This window comes from Pigmentiphaga litoralis (genome assembly GCF_048632615.1).
Taxonomy (GTDB): Bacteria; Pseudomonadota; Gammaproteobacteria; order Burkholderiales; family Burkholderiaceae_B; genus Pigmentiphaga; species Pigmentiphaga litoralis_B.
In genome coordinates, this window is record NZ_CP184479.1 from 2,598,706 (window position 1) to 2,614,849 (window position 16,144).

The window sequence follows — 16,144 nt, forward strand, 5'->3', positions numbered from 1 at the left end:
CAGACATCTAATCGTGGTTTCGCTTCATTTTTGAGTGGAGTTGCCGGTCTGCTCGGTGCGTTGCAGCTTGCTTGTGTCGTAGCCCTGATCCGCCAGCTTCGACATGATGTCACGCTGGTCCTCGGGCGACAGTGTGGGGCTGCGTGCCAATATCCATAAGTATTCGCGGTCGGGTTCGCTGACCACCGCATACCGATAGTCGGGAGCGAGCTGGATCACCCAGTATGGGGCCCACACCCATGGCAGGAAAGACAACCAGGACGGCGCAAAACGCACTTCCAGCTGAGACGACGTCTTGCCTGGACGCGCTCGCCCCACGGCCTCTTCCACCTTTCCGTTTTCCTGCTCGCATCGATTGACCACCTCGATGCCGCCTTCAGGCAAGGCACGATACGTGGCCGTCGTGTTGCGCCGGCAATCTTTCTGGAATCGGTTCGGATACTTGGAGATTTCGTACCACTGACCCATGTAGTTGACCACGTCCAGCTGCGGGACCGACGTTACCGGAGGGGCCGCGGCGAACGACGCCGCCGACAGGGTAGCCATCGACAGCGCCACGCAGGTCCGGGCAACAAGCCGGCGAACCATCATGCTTCTCCTTCCTGAGACACATCGCCACGGTCCATCCAGACCAGGCAGCGGCGTGCGGATAAACGTGGAACATACAAAGGCATCACCCCCGTCACGCGCCATTCACCCTGGTCGCGCACCGTTGTGATTTCCTCTTCGGGCGGGTGCCCCTTCATCGCGACAAGGCTGCCACCCGGACGCACATGCCGCCCGGCCAACGCAGCAAAATCCTGAAGCGAAGCGAACGCACGAGAAATCACAATGTCACTGTTGGTCAACGCCAGATCTTCGACGCGGGAGTGAACGGCGCTCAAATTCTTGATGCCCTGCACACTGGCAATGTGGCGAACAAACGAGGTCTTTTTCTCCACCGCATCCACGCAGCAGACCTCCCAGTCAGGCTTGGCAATCGCCAGGACCACGCCCGGCAGCCCACCGCCCGATCCAACATCCAGGATCCGAGCCGGTTTACCCTTCAGATGCTGTGCCAGTTCGGGCACCACCGACAGGCTGTCGACGATGTGATGCAGCAGCATCTGTTCGGGCTCACGAATGGCCGTCAGGTTGTAGGTGCGGTTCCATCGCAACATCTGCGCCAGGTAGTTCAGCAGCCGGTCGATCTGGACATTGTTGAGCGGAAGGCGCAACGTCGCGCAATCCGCCGCCAGCTTGTCAGCAAACACGCCGCCATTGAACGGGCCGTCAGTCAGGGATAAATCGGATTTGGTCGACTCTGCCACGGCTCAGGCTGCCACTTGATTGGATGATCCGTCCGCTGCGCGCCGGGCATGCTGGCGCCGTTTCAGGTGAATCAGCAGCAGAGAAATCGCCGCCGGCGTAACGCCGGAAATGCGGGCAGCCTGGCCCACGGTTTCCGGACGGTGGGTCTTGAACTTCTGGCGAACCTCGAAAGACAGGCTGGTGACACTGTCGTAGTCGATGTCTGCAGGAATACGCTGATTCCCGTGCCCGGCCTGCTTTTCCACATCATGCTGTTGGCGGGTGATGTAGCCGGCGTACTTCACCTGCACTTCGACCTGATCGGCCACGATAGTATCGGCTACTCCCGGGCCTGCCAGCAGACCGGCATCCCCGTTTTCGGCTTGCATCAAAGCCGAGTACGACACATTCGGCCGCTTGAGCAGATCAAACAGGCTGTATTCCCGTTCGATGGCTTTACCCAGCAGCTGCGTCGCAGCCTCCGCGTTGAACGACCGTGGGTTGACCCACGTCGACTTCAGGCGTTCGACCTCGCTGGCGACAGCATCACGCTTGCGATTGAAGGCGTCCCAGCGAGCGTCGCCCACCAGGCCCAGCTCCCTGCCAACCTCCGTCAATCGTGCATCGGCATTGTCTTCCCGCAGACTTAGACGGTACTCGGCCCGCGACGTGAACATCCGGTACGGTTCCGTCACGCCCCGCGTAATCAAGTCATCCGCAAGCACGCCCAGGTAGGCCTGGTCACGGCGTGGCGTCCAGGCATCCTTGCCCTGCGCCTGCAGCGAGGCGTTGATGCCCGCCAGCAGCCCTTGCGCGGCCGCCTCTTCGTAACCCGTCGTGCCGTTGATCTGCCCGGCAAAGAACAGGCCACCGATCGCCCGCGTTTCGAACGATGCCTTCAATCCACGTGGATCAAAGTAGTCGTACTCGATCGCGTACCCAGGGCGAAGAATGTGCGCGTTTTCCAAGCCTGGCAGCGACCGCACCAGATCAAGCTGCACATCGAACGGCAGACTGGTCGACACGCCATTGGGATAGAACTCGTTGGTCGTCAGCCCCTCGGGTTCCAGAAAGATCTGATGCGATGCTTTGTCGGCAAAGCGGTGGATCTTGTCTTCAATCGACGGGCAGTACCTGGGGCCTACCCCTTCGATCACACCCGTGTACATCGGCGATCGGTCCAGACCCGCGCGAATAATGTCGTGTGTCCGCTCATTCGTATGGGTGATCCAGCAAGGCACCTGCTGCGGATGCATGGCCGTGGTTCCCAGATACGAGAACACCGGCACGGGATCCAGGTCACCCGGCTGCTCTTCCGTTTTGCTGAAGTCGATGCTACGACCGTCGATGCGAGGCGGTGTACCAGTCTTTAACCGCCCCTGCCCCAGCTTCAACTCCTGCAGCCGCATGCCGAGCGAGACAGCTGGAGGATCGCCGGCGCGTCCAGCAGGATAATTCTGAAGACCAACATGGACCAGACCGTTCAGAAATGTACCCGCAGTCAGGACGACCGTGCGGCTGCGAAAGCGCAAACCGATCTGCGTAACCGCGCCGACGACGCGGTCGCCCTCTACCATCAGATCGTCGACAGCTTGCTGGAACAGCCAAAGATTGGGCTGATTTTCAAGCCGGTCACGAATCGCCTTGCGGTACAGCACCCGGTCTGCTTGCGCGCGTGTGGCACGAACAGCAGGCCCTTTCGAAGCATTCAAAATCCGAAACTGGATGCCCGCTTCGTCGGTAGCCAGCGCCATGGCCCCGCCAAGCGCATCGACTTCCTTGACCAGGTGACCTTTGCCGATCCCACCAATGGAGGGGTTGCAGGACATCTGGCCAAGCGTCTCAATGTTATGCGTGAGCAACAGCGTCTTGCTTCCCGAACGGGCAGCAGCCAGCGCAGCTTCGGTTCCGGCATGACCGCCGCCAACCACAATGACGTCGAATTCGGTGGGGTACAACATGATGAGCATCCAGTTAGAGACGCAGGTTCGGTCTCGTCGCCCTGCTCCAAACTGCACAGAGTTTAGGCAAGACCCATGATTATAGGTGCGTCGGGCGGTAATGAGCGAACGTTTAGGCTGTTCTGGTCCCAGGCAAACGGTCGATGTTTCACGTGGAACACATCGCGGGTGTGTTGTTTCACGTGAAACATTGAGGGGGCAAGTGTGCTCTATCGCGACTGGTATGTGCGCCGAGCTACTGATAAGGCGTCTATGAAACGCCTTCCTTACTAAGATTCTGCTACGGTAGCGCTCGTACCCCTGGTGGTCAGGCGGGAATCAGGCGCAAGTTATCCCATTTTATCCCGTCGTTATCCCCAACTTTTTCCACAAACCGACGATGTATCCAGATTTCCGGCACGCTGAGTACGCAGTTGCGGATGATCGGTCTATCCCGACACGCGCAGCGTGCGGAACACTAGCAGCCTGCGACCAATGTTCCACGTGAAACATCGTCGAAGGCGACTAATTGAAATGTCAGTCCGACAGGCGCGGTGAAGAACCATATGCACCCGACGGCATCGGGACCCCCGATCGCCTTGATCGTTCCGCCCAAAACTGCAAGGCAGATTTCGTTGACCGTGCCTGTTGACCGCGCCTCGTCTGATTCGCGCCATCTCCCGCGATACGAGGGAGCACTCAGCTGAGCGAATGACGAACATCGCCAAAATACAAATGCGTTTGTTTCATTGATGATGAGCAGTTCCGTGCCAATGATCATCCAGCATCGCTGCCTAGGGAGGACAGGAATGGCTTCGAAGCCGCTTGTCAGGACGTCTAAGCGTCCTGGCGAGCGTATCGACGGGCGCTATCCGGTCATCCTGACGGGTCAATGTTGATGTGCTGCGGCAACGCTCCATATACCGGCGATCACGCACTCCTCCGCCTGCCGCACCCCTTTCTACGCTGTTGATCATCCTGACTGGCTAATGTTGATGTGATGCGGCAACGGCCCATATGCCTGCGATCATGGATTCCTCCGCCTGTAGCATTCTTTTCTACGCCGTCGGTCAATGTCGGGTTCATTGCGCAGGCTACCAAACTCCTCGCCAGTCAGCTGGCCAAACCGGACATCGACTCGCTCATGCTTCGCTACGCTGATTATGCCGCCGCAGTCCCTCACTCGAGTTGCAGTGCTGCTATCTCAACATCGCGACCAATCTTAAATTCTTCGCCAAGCACGCGCGTCCTGCTGTGTGCGCGTCCTGCTGTGTGCGCGTCCATGGCAGATGGAGGCGCGGCACGGCGAATCACTCCAGGTGGCGGGTCGATGCCGAAATCGACATCCAGCAGGTGGGCCGATCGCGGCTACTGCTGCGACGGACAAAGTGGCTCCCAGCACCGGCACTCTGGGTGAACCGATCAGCCTGCGCTCGAATTCTGCCCGGTCACTTCCGCTGCCTGGGTGGTCTTCATTCTGCAGGCGTCAAGTCATGGTCGTTGCTCCTGTCAGGCAGCCCGCAAGACTATGGTCCTTGCCTGTCCGCGTGGCGAGGGGAGATAGCACGATGTTGGTCTCCCTGACCCTGCCGCTTGGACGTTTGACTTCCTGCTAACGCACGCCGGACCAGACGGCTACTCCGGTTGATATTGGAGGGTGTATCGAACGTCGCATAGCGCTGATCAATCGCATTGCATTCGACATTGGTGACGCTCGCGCCGCGCAACAGGCTTTCACCTTGAAGCCTTCGTGTGTACGAGATCTTTGCGTAGTGCCGGCTGATTAACGACTCGGCGATGTGCGTTCTCCCGACTACGCATAGGCACCGTCGGCTCTGACTTGCGTTTGCCTATCTCCGAGCAGCCGACCAAATTTCTAGGTATCTCGAACCACTTTAGAATCGCCACGCGCTCAGCGGCGGTAGTTGCTTGGCACAGGCTTTAGTTCTGACATCGATCCTGATCGTCAGCGTTTCACGTGTATCCCTCGCCACCGAGAGGTTCGCATCGCCAAACATGGTCTGTATGCTGATGCTCGGTCCCAGCCCGCCTCTGGTCAACAACAGCCCGGATTATTTGCCAACCTGTCGATGCTTGGCCTAACCCGTCGATGTCTGGTCCAACCCGTCAATGCTTGGTCCAACCCGTCGATGCCTGGTCCAACCTGTCGATGCTTGGCCCAAACCGTCGATGCCTGGTCCAACCTGTCGATGCCGGGTCCAACCTGTCGATGCCGGGTCCAACCTGTCGATGCCTGGTCCGACCTGTCGATGCCTGGTCCAACCTGTCGATGCCTGGTTCAACCAGTAGGTTGCCTGGGCCAACCTGTCGATGCCCCGCCCAACCTGCTAATACTTGGCTCAACCTATTAATGCTCGGCTCGACCGGTTGATGCTCTGCGCAACTTGTCTTCCATCCCTAGCTCTTGTTCGCACACACACGCCACTGGCCTTGACCTCCGAATAGAGGCCAGCACAAACGACGGCCACGCTTCAGGTAATGTTCCGCATGCTCCGGTCGCCACTGCACCTGCTATCCCTCCTGCGTCTTGGCAGTTCCCACCTCAGCTCTTTCTTTCCTAGCCTATACACCCATCGGACCTTCGATCGCCCATCGACCTCGTAGCACTAGTAATCCGCCTTGGCTATTGCTCCTGGAGCCTGCAGCCTCCTTACGGGTACCCGGTACCGTGAGGCCCTCACCCCTAAAAGTGCTCCAAGAGTCACATAACCCCTGCACCATCACACGTTTCTGTACATCCGACTTAGGCGTATCGGCTATGCCGAGTGGCTTTACGCGGCCTCGTCTACTTCGACCGGCTTGCGCCTGGTATCGCCGTACTACCCGCAGTTGAAAAAGCTCGCCTTGTTTGATGCCACGAACATGTACTTGGACCTGTCGTCGGGTATGGAGGGATTTAGCAGCGACGAAAGCCAACACTAAAGACTCCCTGGCACACTTGTGAGGCTGGAAGCGTTCACTGCCCCCTGCCCTGGTCGTTGCCGCCATCCGGGCCACCCGCGCCAGTGCACATGCGCAGTCCCGCCATGGTTCTCGCATGGTTGACGGTTTTACGTGGCCTTATGTCACTACGTGTTTTCGTTTCCCCGGTCGTCGCGTGCCGTGGTGCTTGTTCGTCTCCAAGTCGGCTAGCCCTAGTTCTGGCTGTCACCGTGGGCCGGCATTTAGCCTGATGCAACACTCGACTCCTGCCGTCACTTGAGCGCATACCGGTCCTTACTTCTTCGCAACGGCCAGCACAGCGGTCCGCACACGCATCATCAAACGTTTCACGTGACTCTGGCATGCTAGGTGGGTCGTCACCCGCAGCACCATGTCCAGTGTTTGTGGCGGATAACTCCTCTCGCCCGACGAATGACAAGCACCTATTCGCGCGTGTCGACGCTCTTGAGGATCCTCTCCAGCGGTAAGCGATCTGTGCTGCCAAGTACCGGTACGCGACGTCAGCTGCTGACGATCCATCCGGTTGCTCAAGCGTCGTTTCTCGTCGCGTGCCGAAGCCCTTTCAACGCTTGGCGTTGCTGACGCCTGGTTGTCCGATCCCGTCGCACTCGGCATATTGCGTCGTGGCAAGTTGCGGCACCTCACGTCCCGGTCATGCATTCCGTTGTGTGCCGTCGCGCTGGCTGCGCTGCTCGCCCTAGTGTGCATCTTCGGCAATGCAGGCGATTCGTTGCAGATACCCACACGCGGTTATTCCCATGCACCGCTGTGCGTCGGCTTTCAGAAGGAACCGCTGTCCAGCTCCACGGTGCATATGTCCTTCCGTCCGCGCGAGCGCGCACTGTTCCCACCGGAAGCGTCACGTTTCCCAGCGTGCCGTTCCTTGCCGTACCAGCCGTCGTCCCGCGTGAATGCCTTCGAGCGCCCGGGCCCGCCAGTCCTGTGGGTGTGCTCCTCATTGACGGCCCTGCCCTACCTCGCCAGCCCTGGCCGCAGCCGACGCCGCCCAGTATGTGGCCCGGTCACTCGGCAAAGGGCGCCATTTCGGCGGCCTTCACCCTTCGAGGACACTGCCATCATCCACCGCAATCGTAATCGTGGACGGCAGTACCCACATCACTGACGGCACCCTCTTCGCCGCTAGCGTCCTAACCAACGGCAGTGGCACGCGCCTACCGCAGCGCCATCATCGATTGCGGCGCGACTCGGTAACGGCGACGATGCCCCCCATCAAACCCAACACCGCTGATCGACCGCACTACACTCGTCAATTGGAGCACCGCTTATTAGCAGACTTGCTGCTTACTGACGGCAAAGCCACTCATCAACGGCAATGCACTTACTGACGGCAACGTTCTTCACTGGAGGCAACGCCACTCACTGACGGCGACGCCATTCACTGACGGCAACGCCACTCACTGACGGCAACGCCACTCACTGACGGCAACGACCCTCGCTGACGGCGGCGCCATTCAATGAAGGCAACGCCACTCACTGACAGCAGCGTCAGTCACCGACCGCAGCGCTACTCACGGAAAACAGCGCCAATCATCGGCACTACGAGGCTTCGTTACCAACCGCGTGTTGCCCCGGATGTTGCGACGGTTCCACGTGAAGCCGCAGGGAGCCGCAGGTCCATCAGGTCGTCTGAGTCAACGCCTCGATCAAACGGCAGCGTGTGTATAGCCAGGATCTATGCGTTGACGCAACGGCGAAATGCAACGCACGTGCCTGGGTTCCGATAGCACCACTTCCAGGATTGCGACGGTTCCACGTGAAGCCGCAGGGATCCGCAGGTCCATCAGGTTGTCTGAGTCAACGCCTCGATCAAACGGCAGTGTGTGTCGGGCCAGACTTTATGCGTTGGCGCAATGGCGAAATGTGACGCACGTGCCTGGGTTCCGATAGCACCACTTCCAGGAAATCTGCAGTCCACTAACACGCGTCACAGATGCTACGGGGGCTGAGAGACAGTCCCTCACCTACGACTTGGTCTCGGCTCCCAAGAGTCGATGTACCAACCATGAACAAGCGCAGTGTGTTCAGGAAATAGGCATCGTTGTTTCGCATAATTCCACTCACGGCGTCCCCTTTGTCCCCAAAGTTGCCCACAGTGCCGATCCCGGCCGCACAGGTGCCCGACCCTTTCTTTCTGGTTGAATGTATTAGGTACGCGAAGTCTGGTGGCAAGACCGAGATTGGATAGCCCTGACTACCAATATCTGACGTCAGCACCTCGCACGGCAAAGGTCTGCCGCCATCCTCTTTAACACGGCCATTGCACTGCAGACGGAATACCGCGCCATTATTGCTTCGCCATGCGTTCTACGTGTCCTTCGCCAGAAATCATGCAAAGCAGTTGGATACCGGCCCGATCATCTGATGGGCCCTCCCAACTTGTGGCAGTTGTCCACAAACTCAGTAAGTTACCGGGAAGCACTTGTCCACATGGTTATTCACTAGACGCCGCATAATGAAGGGCCGTCTACAACAACGGGTGCATTGCGTTTGGGCATGGTCGTATCGGCCGAGATAGGTGCCCGCTCGGATTCTTTTCCCCAAAGTTGCCCACAGGCCATACCGTGACCAGATCGAAGATTCAACTTTTCCATTTCGTTGAGCCTAAGCGCTCGAGATAGAGCGCCACTTTTCTGGTTCTGCAGCGGGCAATAGTGGGCATTTCAAGCGCTCGAACTGCCAAGTGGCGATAGATCAAGGCCAAACCGCGGTGCATTTCTGCTGTTTCACGTGAAACCAAGCCAGTCATACTCCTGGACATGTCGTCATTAGGTGTATGCCGACAACCGCCTGCGAAGCTTCTCGGTTCGCCATTCGGCAAAAAACGAAGGTAAAAGACAGGCAGTGCAGTCGTACAACGAGAAGATATCTGCACTTATCCACAAAATAAGAATTGTTGTCTGGAACTACTTATCCACAGCCTTGCATACTTAGCACCTTGCGCTGCTACAGAAATCTCGACACGCGCCGACCGCAACAAGCCCCTAAAAACCGGGCGTTTGGTCGGTAGTCGGATTAGGTGACAAGGCGGAATGCGTATAGCAGGATAGGACCACCGCAGCCTGAGCGGTGCCTAATGCAAGCGGTCAGCGCTTACGAACTAAGAAACTTGCGTGACCGACAGCGCGCACAGACGGTACGGCATGTGCAGAGTGCTTTTTCTGCACGTGGACAAGAAAGACAGCAACGCGGCGCATCGTGATGTGCCGGTTCGAATGGTGAACCTCAATGCAGTCAATTGCGCTTTTCGGTACAGCCATGAAAAGCTCATCCCGATTTCTTTGCAGGAAATCGTGCGGCACTTCGACCTGGCAACACCGCATCCAACATCTACTGCGGCGTCAGATGAAGCTGAGCACCCCAAAAAGTCGTATGCCTCGTTTTTTTAGAAGCACTATTGCGAACCCACGTAATCCTGCTCAAACGTGCAAAACGAAGATCCAAAATCTGTTCCTAGCCTATTCCAAATTAGTCACTAAAACGAAAAAATTGGATATCGGGTAATGGACGTCCTTAAATACAGGACAAAGCCAGTTTCGCTGCGGCCATCGCGATCAGTCAAATCGGCAGCCATCAGCTCAGCCATGGTCCCGTGAACAGCACTTGACGCTACTCGGAAAGTTGCCTTGCCGGCGCAATGCACTCAAAAACTCGCGTTGCGGTGGGCAGCACGCATGGCCAACCAAGGTACCGGTCCTCGAACCACAGCAACCCTCGATTCGCCGACGCCAAACCTCCGGCGCCGCAACACAATGCGCGATGCGCGATGCACGATGCACAATGCACGATCCACGATCCACGATCCACGACGCACGATGCACAACAACCGCAGCCTTCACCTCTTCCAGCAAGCTCGCAACTAGTCCGCAGCAGAGCAAAGCCTACCCGCGACCGCATACCAGTCGGGCCACCGAACACCACAACACACGGCCAGACGCGTTTGCGGTCGGTTCCTAGCCCCGCCCCCGCCCCCACCCCACTCCCACGCCCAAACCTCCAAACAAACCGACCAAAATTTTTCCTTAGACCGCTAATGACCACCAATGCTCAATAACGAACGCACTCACCAATGAGCATGTTCAACAATGATCAACAAACAAAAAAAGAGCGCCGAAGCGCTCTTTTTTGTACCGCTGGACCTGCTCTTGAACGTACATCCGGGATCGAATCAAGACCGGGATCACCGTCAACAGACCGTCAGATGCCGACCAAATCACCCTTGGCTGACCATCCCCCAATCCGCGACCTATGACCAATCAGTCCCATAGAACGTCGTCCAATCGACCACGAAGCAACCAGCATCTCGTGATCAACCAAACAGCCAACCACCGATCGATCCATGGCCAATACGCAGTCAATCACCGGTCAGGTAAAGCTCTCGCCAACAGCCGTCGGCCAGGAGCTTTCCCGACCCGGCAAATCACGCACCCAGACGTTGATCCAGCTGCTTGCGCACGGCCAGCAACTCAGCCGGCAGGCGCTGTTGCAGCAGGGCGAACAACTCGTCGTGCAGCTTGAGTTCTTCGCGCCATGCGGCGGTGTCGATCGCGGTGATCTGGTCGAACTGTTCACGCGTGAAATCCACGCCTTCCCAGGTCATGTCGTCGTAGTTCGGCGACACGCCGAACACGTGTTCGGTACCGGTACCCGCACCTTGGACACGCTCCAGCATCCACTTCAGAACGCGCATGTTCTCGCCGAAACCCGGCCACACGAACTTGCCGTTTTCGTCGGTGCGGAACCAGTTGACGCAGAAGATGCCAGGCAGCTTGGCGCCCGAGGCTTCGAGCTTTTCGCCCAGCGCCAGCCAGTGCTGGAAATAGTCGCTCATGTTGTAGCCGCAGAACGGCAGCATGGCGAACGGGTCGCGGCGCACCACGCCTTGTTTGCCGGCAGCGGCGGCGGTCGTTTCCGACCCCATCGTTGCGGCCATGTAGACGCCTTCTTTCCAGTTGCGCGCTTGCGTGACCAGCGGGACGGTCGTCGAACGACGGCCACCGAAGATGAACGCGTCGATCGCCACACCGGCGGGATTGTCGTACTCGGGATCGATCACCGGGTTCTGCACGGCAGCGACCGTGAAGCGGGCGTTCGGGTGGGCAGCCTTGCGGCCGGTGGATTTGCCGATTTCCGGCGTCCAGTCCTTGCCTTGCCAGTCGATGCAATGCGCCGGCGGTTCGCCCATGCCTTCCCACCACACATCGCCGTCGTCGGTCAGCGCGACGTTGGTGAAGATGACGTTCTCGCGCAGCGAGGCCATGCAGTTGTAGTTGGATTTTTCGTTCGTGCCCGGGGCCACGCCGAAGTAGCCATTTTCCGGATTGATCGCGTACAGGCGGCCATCCTTGCCAGGCTTGATCCATGCAATGTCGTCACCGATGGTGGTGACCTTCCAGCCTGGCAGCGCGGCCGGCGGGATCATCATGGCGAAGTTGGTCTTGCCGCATGCCGACGGGAATGCCGCGGCCACGTGCATCTTGGCGCCGTCCGGTGCGGTCACGCCCAGGATCAGCATGTGTTCGGCCAGCCAGCCTTCGTCCTGCCCCATCTTCGAAGCGATACGCAGCGCCAGGCACTTCTTGCCGAGCAGCGCGTTGCCGCCGTAACCCGACCCAAAGGACCAGATCTCGCGCGTTTCGGGGTAATGAACGATGTACTTGGTGTTGTTGCAGGGCCAGCGCACGTCGGCCTGGCCGGGTTGCAGCGGAGCGCCGACGGTATGGACGCACGGCACGAATTCGCCGTCGGTGCCCAGCACGTCATAGACCTTCTTGCCCATGCGCGTCATCAGCTTCATGTTGACGACCACATAGGGCGAGTCGCTCAGTTCGACGCCAATGTGCGCGATCGGCGAGCCCAGCGGACCCATCGAAAACGGGATGACATACAGCGTGCGGCCACGCATGGCGCCTTCGAACAGACCGTGCATCGTGGCACGCATCTCGGTCGGGTCGGTCCAGTTGTTGGTCGGGCCGGCATCTTCCTGGCGTTCGGAACAGATGAACGTGCGGTCTTCCACACGCGCCACGTCGTCGGGATCGGACCAGGCCAGATAGGAATTGGGGCGCTTTTCGGCGCTGAGGCGGCGCAGCATGCCGGACTCAACCATCTGCGCGCAGAGGCGGTCATATTCTTCTTGGGAACCGTCGCACCATTCGATACGGTCAGGTTGCGTCAAAGCCGCGACATCTGCCACCCACGCCTTGAGGGCTTCATGCTGAACCCACTCGGGGGCGTTGATTGCGGGAAGCATGCTGCCTTCCGCTGTCTTGGGAATTGCGTTCATGACGTACGTCTCTCCTGGGGTGCGATTGCACCGAATTTATCAATAGCCCGAACAACGATGGGTTCGGCAGACTTAATATACTGCACCCGATCCCACCGCATGACGTGGCCTGGAAAGGGTTGGTTACCGCGGGTGGCGCTGCCGGACCGACTCGTTACTCACCACCGCAAAACATATCAGGAACCCAAGAATGCGCATCACTATTCTGGATGACTACCAAGATGCCGCCCGTAAGCTCCATTGCATTTCTTTGCTCGATGGGCATGAGGTCAAGGTCTACAACAACACCGTAAAGGGCCTGGGCCAACTGGCGGTCCGCCTTCGTGATACCGAAGCCCTGGTGCTCATCCGTGAACGCACGTCGATCAGCCGCGCATTGGTCGAGAAACTGCCTCAGCTGAAGTTGATTGCGCAAACCGGCCGCGCGGGATCGCATGTCGACATCGAAGCATGTACGGCACGCGGCATTGCGGTGGCCCAAGGGGTGGGTTCGCCGGTCGCCCCGGCCGAATTGACGTGGGCTCTGATAATGACAGCGATGCGGCGTATTCCGCAATACGTCGCAAACCTTAAGCACGGCGCATGGCAGCAATCGGGCATGAAGGCCTCGTCGATGCCGGCGAACTTCGGGCTCGGCAGTGTATTGCACGGCAAGACGCTGGGCATTTACGGGTATGGCCGCATCGGCAAGCTGGTGGCGGGCTACGGCAAGGCATTCGGGATGAAAGTCGTGATCTGGGGCCGTGAGTCGACCCTGGAACGCGCCAAGGCAGACGGTTGGGACGTGGCGCCTGATAAAGCCACTTTCTTCCAGACATGCGACGTCATCAGCCTGTTGCTCAAGCTGACCGACGATACCCGTGGGATCGTGAGCAAGGCAGACCTGAACTTGATGAAGCCCACCGCGCTGATCGTGAACACCTCGCGAGCGGAGTTGATCGAGTCCGATGCGCTGGTGCTGGCGCTTAACCGTGGGCGCCCTGGCTTGGCCGCGATCGACGTGTTCGAGTCGGAACCCATCCTGCAGGGACACCCCCTGCTGCGGATGGAAAACGTCATTTGCACGCCGCACATCGGCTTTGTCGAGGCCGACAGCTACGAGATGTACTTCAGGGTCGCCTTCGAAAACATCGTGGCCTGGGTGCAAGGCCAGCCCAAGAACATCGTCAATCCGGAAGTGTTGAGCACACGGTAATGACAAAGCCCCCTGGCGAACCAGGAGGGCTTTTTTAACGCCGTACCACCCGGCGAAGCTTGCGCCCCGCCAGTGTCGCTTACAGCGGCTTGATGTCCGCTGCTTGCGGGCCTTTGGGGCCGTCCTTGACTTCGTATTCCACGTCCTGGCCTTCCGTCAGGCTGCGGTAACCGCGGCCCGTGATGGCGGAGAAGTGTGCGAATACATCAGGACCACCGGCATCGGGGGTAATGAAACCGAAGCCCTTGTCCGCGTTGAACCATTTAACCTTGCCCTTTTGTGCCATGATCGGCGTCCTCTAAATATGTGCCAATAGATCAGACAATGCAAAACAAGAACGCCGACACGAACTGACTGCGGTATTCCCACACGCGCAGATGGCAGACGGGACTTGCGTGATACTTGAATCCACTGCGAAATGCAGCATACCTGCGTGGATTGGGCGAATCAATACCCCTTTTTGTGAAGTATGCGAAATGCCGCAAGGGGGCGCTACAACGGGGCATACGCACCTTTCTGGAACCGGTTTCCGTGCGTGCACCAGCACCGTGCGAATTACCGGCCGAACGGCAATTGGTATGCCGTAGTCTGCGTCTCGCCGCCATCGGTATTAAGGGCGGCATTAATAATTCCGCAACGACCCTGGCGTTGCTGTCATGCGCATCTAACGTTCCGGAAAGTGCGGCCGAGATAATAAATACCTACTCGGCAGTCAGCAAAAGCCAGTAATCCTGACCCCGGCGGTCGTCGCGCCGTCGGTGGCGGAACGCGGCTGTGCGGGTAGACTGGCGCGGCTGCCCTTATCCCTCAGGGACTCCTTCCTTATGTTGAACTCGAAACTTCCCGACGTCGGCGTCACCATCTTTACGGTGATGAGCCGGCTCGCGGCTGAACACCAGGCCGTTAATCTTGGCCAGGGCTACCCGGACTTCGATCCCGACCCCGAGCTGCTGTCGCTCGTGAACCGGGCGATGCTGGACGGGCAGAACCAATACGCCTTCATGCCGGGCATTGCCGCCCTGCGCGAGGCCATCGCGCTTAAGACGACGCGGTTGTACGGCTCGAACTACCATGCCGACAGCGAGATCACGGTCACCAGCGGCGCGACCCAAGCCTTGATGACCGCCATCCTGGCGTGCGTCCATACGGGCGACGAAGTGATCGTGCTCGAGCCCAATTACGACTCGTACGTGCCCGCGATCCGTCTGGCCGGCGGCATTCCCGTGCCGGTGGCGCTGACACCGCCCGGCCCCTTGCAGCCCACCTTCCGCCCCGATTGGGACAAAGTGCGCGCCGCGATCACGCCACGCACACGCCTGCTGATGATCAACTTCCCGCACAACCCGACCGGCGCCGTGCTAAACGACGCCGATCTGGATGCCCTGGAACGCATCGTGGCCGAGACAGGCGTCTACCTGATCTCGGACGAAGTCTATGAACACATCGTGTTCGATGGCGTGCCGCATGCATCGGTAGCGCGCCGCCCAGCGCTGGCGGCGCGCAGCTTCGTCATTTCGTCCTTCGGCAAGACCTACCACACGACCGGCTGGAAGATCGGCTACTGCTGCGCCCCGGCGTCTCTGACGGACGAGTTCCGCAAGGTGCACCAGTTCATGGTGTTTTCGGTCGCGACACCGCTGCAAGCCGGCCTGGCGGCGTTCATGGCGGAACCTCGCCACTATCTGGACCTGCCCGCCTTCTACCAGGCAAAACGCGATCAGCTGGCTGCCGGTCTGGCCACGACGCGCTTCAAGGTGCTGCCTTCTCCGGGCACCTTTTTCCTGATGGCCGATTACAGCGCCATCTCCGACTTGCCGGAGGCCGAATTCGCGCGCTGGCTGACCTTGAATCACGGCGTTGCCGTCATTCCGATCGCGGCGTTTTACGGCGATCCGCATGCTGCGTCATCCAACCGCCAGCTGGTCCGCTTCTGTTTTGCGAAACGCGCCGAGACGCTCGATCTGGCCATCGAACGACTTCGAACGGTGTGACCTGGCAAACGGTGGCTGTCGCCCCCTCTTGACCTTTCTTGCACCTACCGCCCGGCTCACCGCCGGGCTTTTTTTGCCTGTGAACAACCCGACCGATCAATCAGCGCATTGCCTAACTTTTGAGCAGTCGAATGGAACCGCAATTTTCCCTGCCTTCAAGCTTCGCGCCGTGGGCAAGGTCGACGGCAGCTTGACCTCACCTGACAACGCACCTGCGCGATCAGATCTCCGATAGCCCGTCCTTGCAACTTGACGAAGGAAGGCCGGTTCCCTCGGTAACGCATCCTTTCCGAGATGCGAAGCCTGAAGAATGCCGGAACGAAACGGCCTTGTCCATGGCCCTGGCCGATGCTCGGCACAGGGTTGTGGATTGACGTGAGGGGTTGAATTACTCAGAGCTATCTGTACAGATAGCACACAGATAGTAGGTGCCTGTGGATAAGTCGAACAAGACATAAAG

Annotated in this window: 8 protein-coding genes; 3 read left to right on the forward strand and 5 right to left on the reverse strand. The window is 59.0% G+C overall.

Annotated elements, in window-relative coordinates:
* Positions 1-24: 24 nt before the first annotated feature.
* From ACNANG_RS11655 to mnmG, 3 genes are read right to left on the reverse strand one after another with little or no spacing between them, the layout of a single operon-like run.
* The gene (locus ACNANG_RS11655) at positions 25-591 is read right to left on the reverse strand and encodes a lipocalin family protein (protein WP_420227300.1); all 567 of its coding nucleotides are present in this window, start codon (positions 589-591) and stop codon (positions 25-27) included.
* Positions 588-1,280: a 16S rRNA (guanine(527)-N(7))-methyltransferase RsmG gene (gene rsmG / locus ACNANG_RS11660; RefSeq protein WP_420227523.1), complete on the reverse strand. Its 693-nt coding sequence runs from the start codon at positions 1,278-1,280 to the stop codon at positions 588-590. The genes ACNANG_RS11655 and rsmG overlap by 4 nt, the downstream gene beginning before the upstream one ends.
* 33 nt (positions 1,281-1,313) lie before the next feature.
* Positions 1,314-3,251, reverse strand: coding sequence for a tRNA uridine-5-carboxymethylaminomethyl(34) synthesis enzyme MnmG (gene mnmG / locus ACNANG_RS11665; protein ID WP_420227524.1), 1,938 nt, complete (start codon positions 3,249-3,251; stop codon positions 1,314-1,316).
* 6,074 nt (positions 3,252-9,325) lie between these two features.
* On the opposite strand from mnmG, the gene ACNANG_RS11670 reads away from it, so the two are divergent.
* On the forward strand, positions 9,326-9,601 hold the full coding sequence (locus tag ACNANG_RS11670; protein ID WP_420227301.1) for a hypothetical protein: 276 nt from the start codon (positions 9,326-9,328) through the stop codon (positions 9,599-9,601).
* A 1,031-nt stretch (positions 9,602-10,632) separates the two neighbouring features.
* On the opposite strand, the gene ACNANG_RS11675 is transcribed toward ACNANG_RS11670, so the two are convergent.
* Positions 10,633-12,498 (reverse strand): phosphoenolpyruvate carboxykinase (GTP), encoded by a 1,866-nt coding sequence (locus tag ACNANG_RS11675; protein WP_420227302.1) that lies wholly within the window; start codon positions 12,496-12,498, stop codon positions 10,633-10,635.
* Between the two features lie 190 nt (positions 12,499-12,688).
* On the opposite strand from ACNANG_RS11675, the gene ACNANG_RS11680 reads away from it, so the two are divergent.
* Positions 12,689-13,693 carry a D-2-hydroxyacid dehydrogenase family protein gene (locus ACNANG_RS11680; protein ID WP_420227303.1) on the forward strand — a complete coding sequence of 335 codons (1,005 nt, stop codon included), beginning with the start codon at positions 12,689-12,691 and terminating at the stop codon, positions 13,691-13,693.
* Positions 13,694-13,772: 79 nt separating this feature from the next.
* On the opposite strand, the gene ACNANG_RS11685 is transcribed toward ACNANG_RS11680, so the two are convergent.
* Positions 13,773-13,979: a cold-shock protein gene (locus tag ACNANG_RS11685; protein WP_179582560.1), complete on the reverse strand. Its 207-nt coding sequence runs from the start codon at positions 13,977-13,979 to the stop codon at positions 13,773-13,775.
* A gap of 538 nt (positions 13,980-14,517) precedes the next feature.
* Here ACNANG_RS11685 and ACNANG_RS11690 point away from each other — a divergent pair.
* Positions 14,518-15,684 (forward strand): pyridoxal phosphate-dependent aminotransferase, encoded by a 1,167-nt coding sequence (locus tag ACNANG_RS11690; RefSeq protein WP_420227304.1) that lies wholly within the window; start codon positions 14,518-14,520, stop codon positions 15,682-15,684.
* Positions 15,685-16,144: the final 460 nt, after the last annotated feature.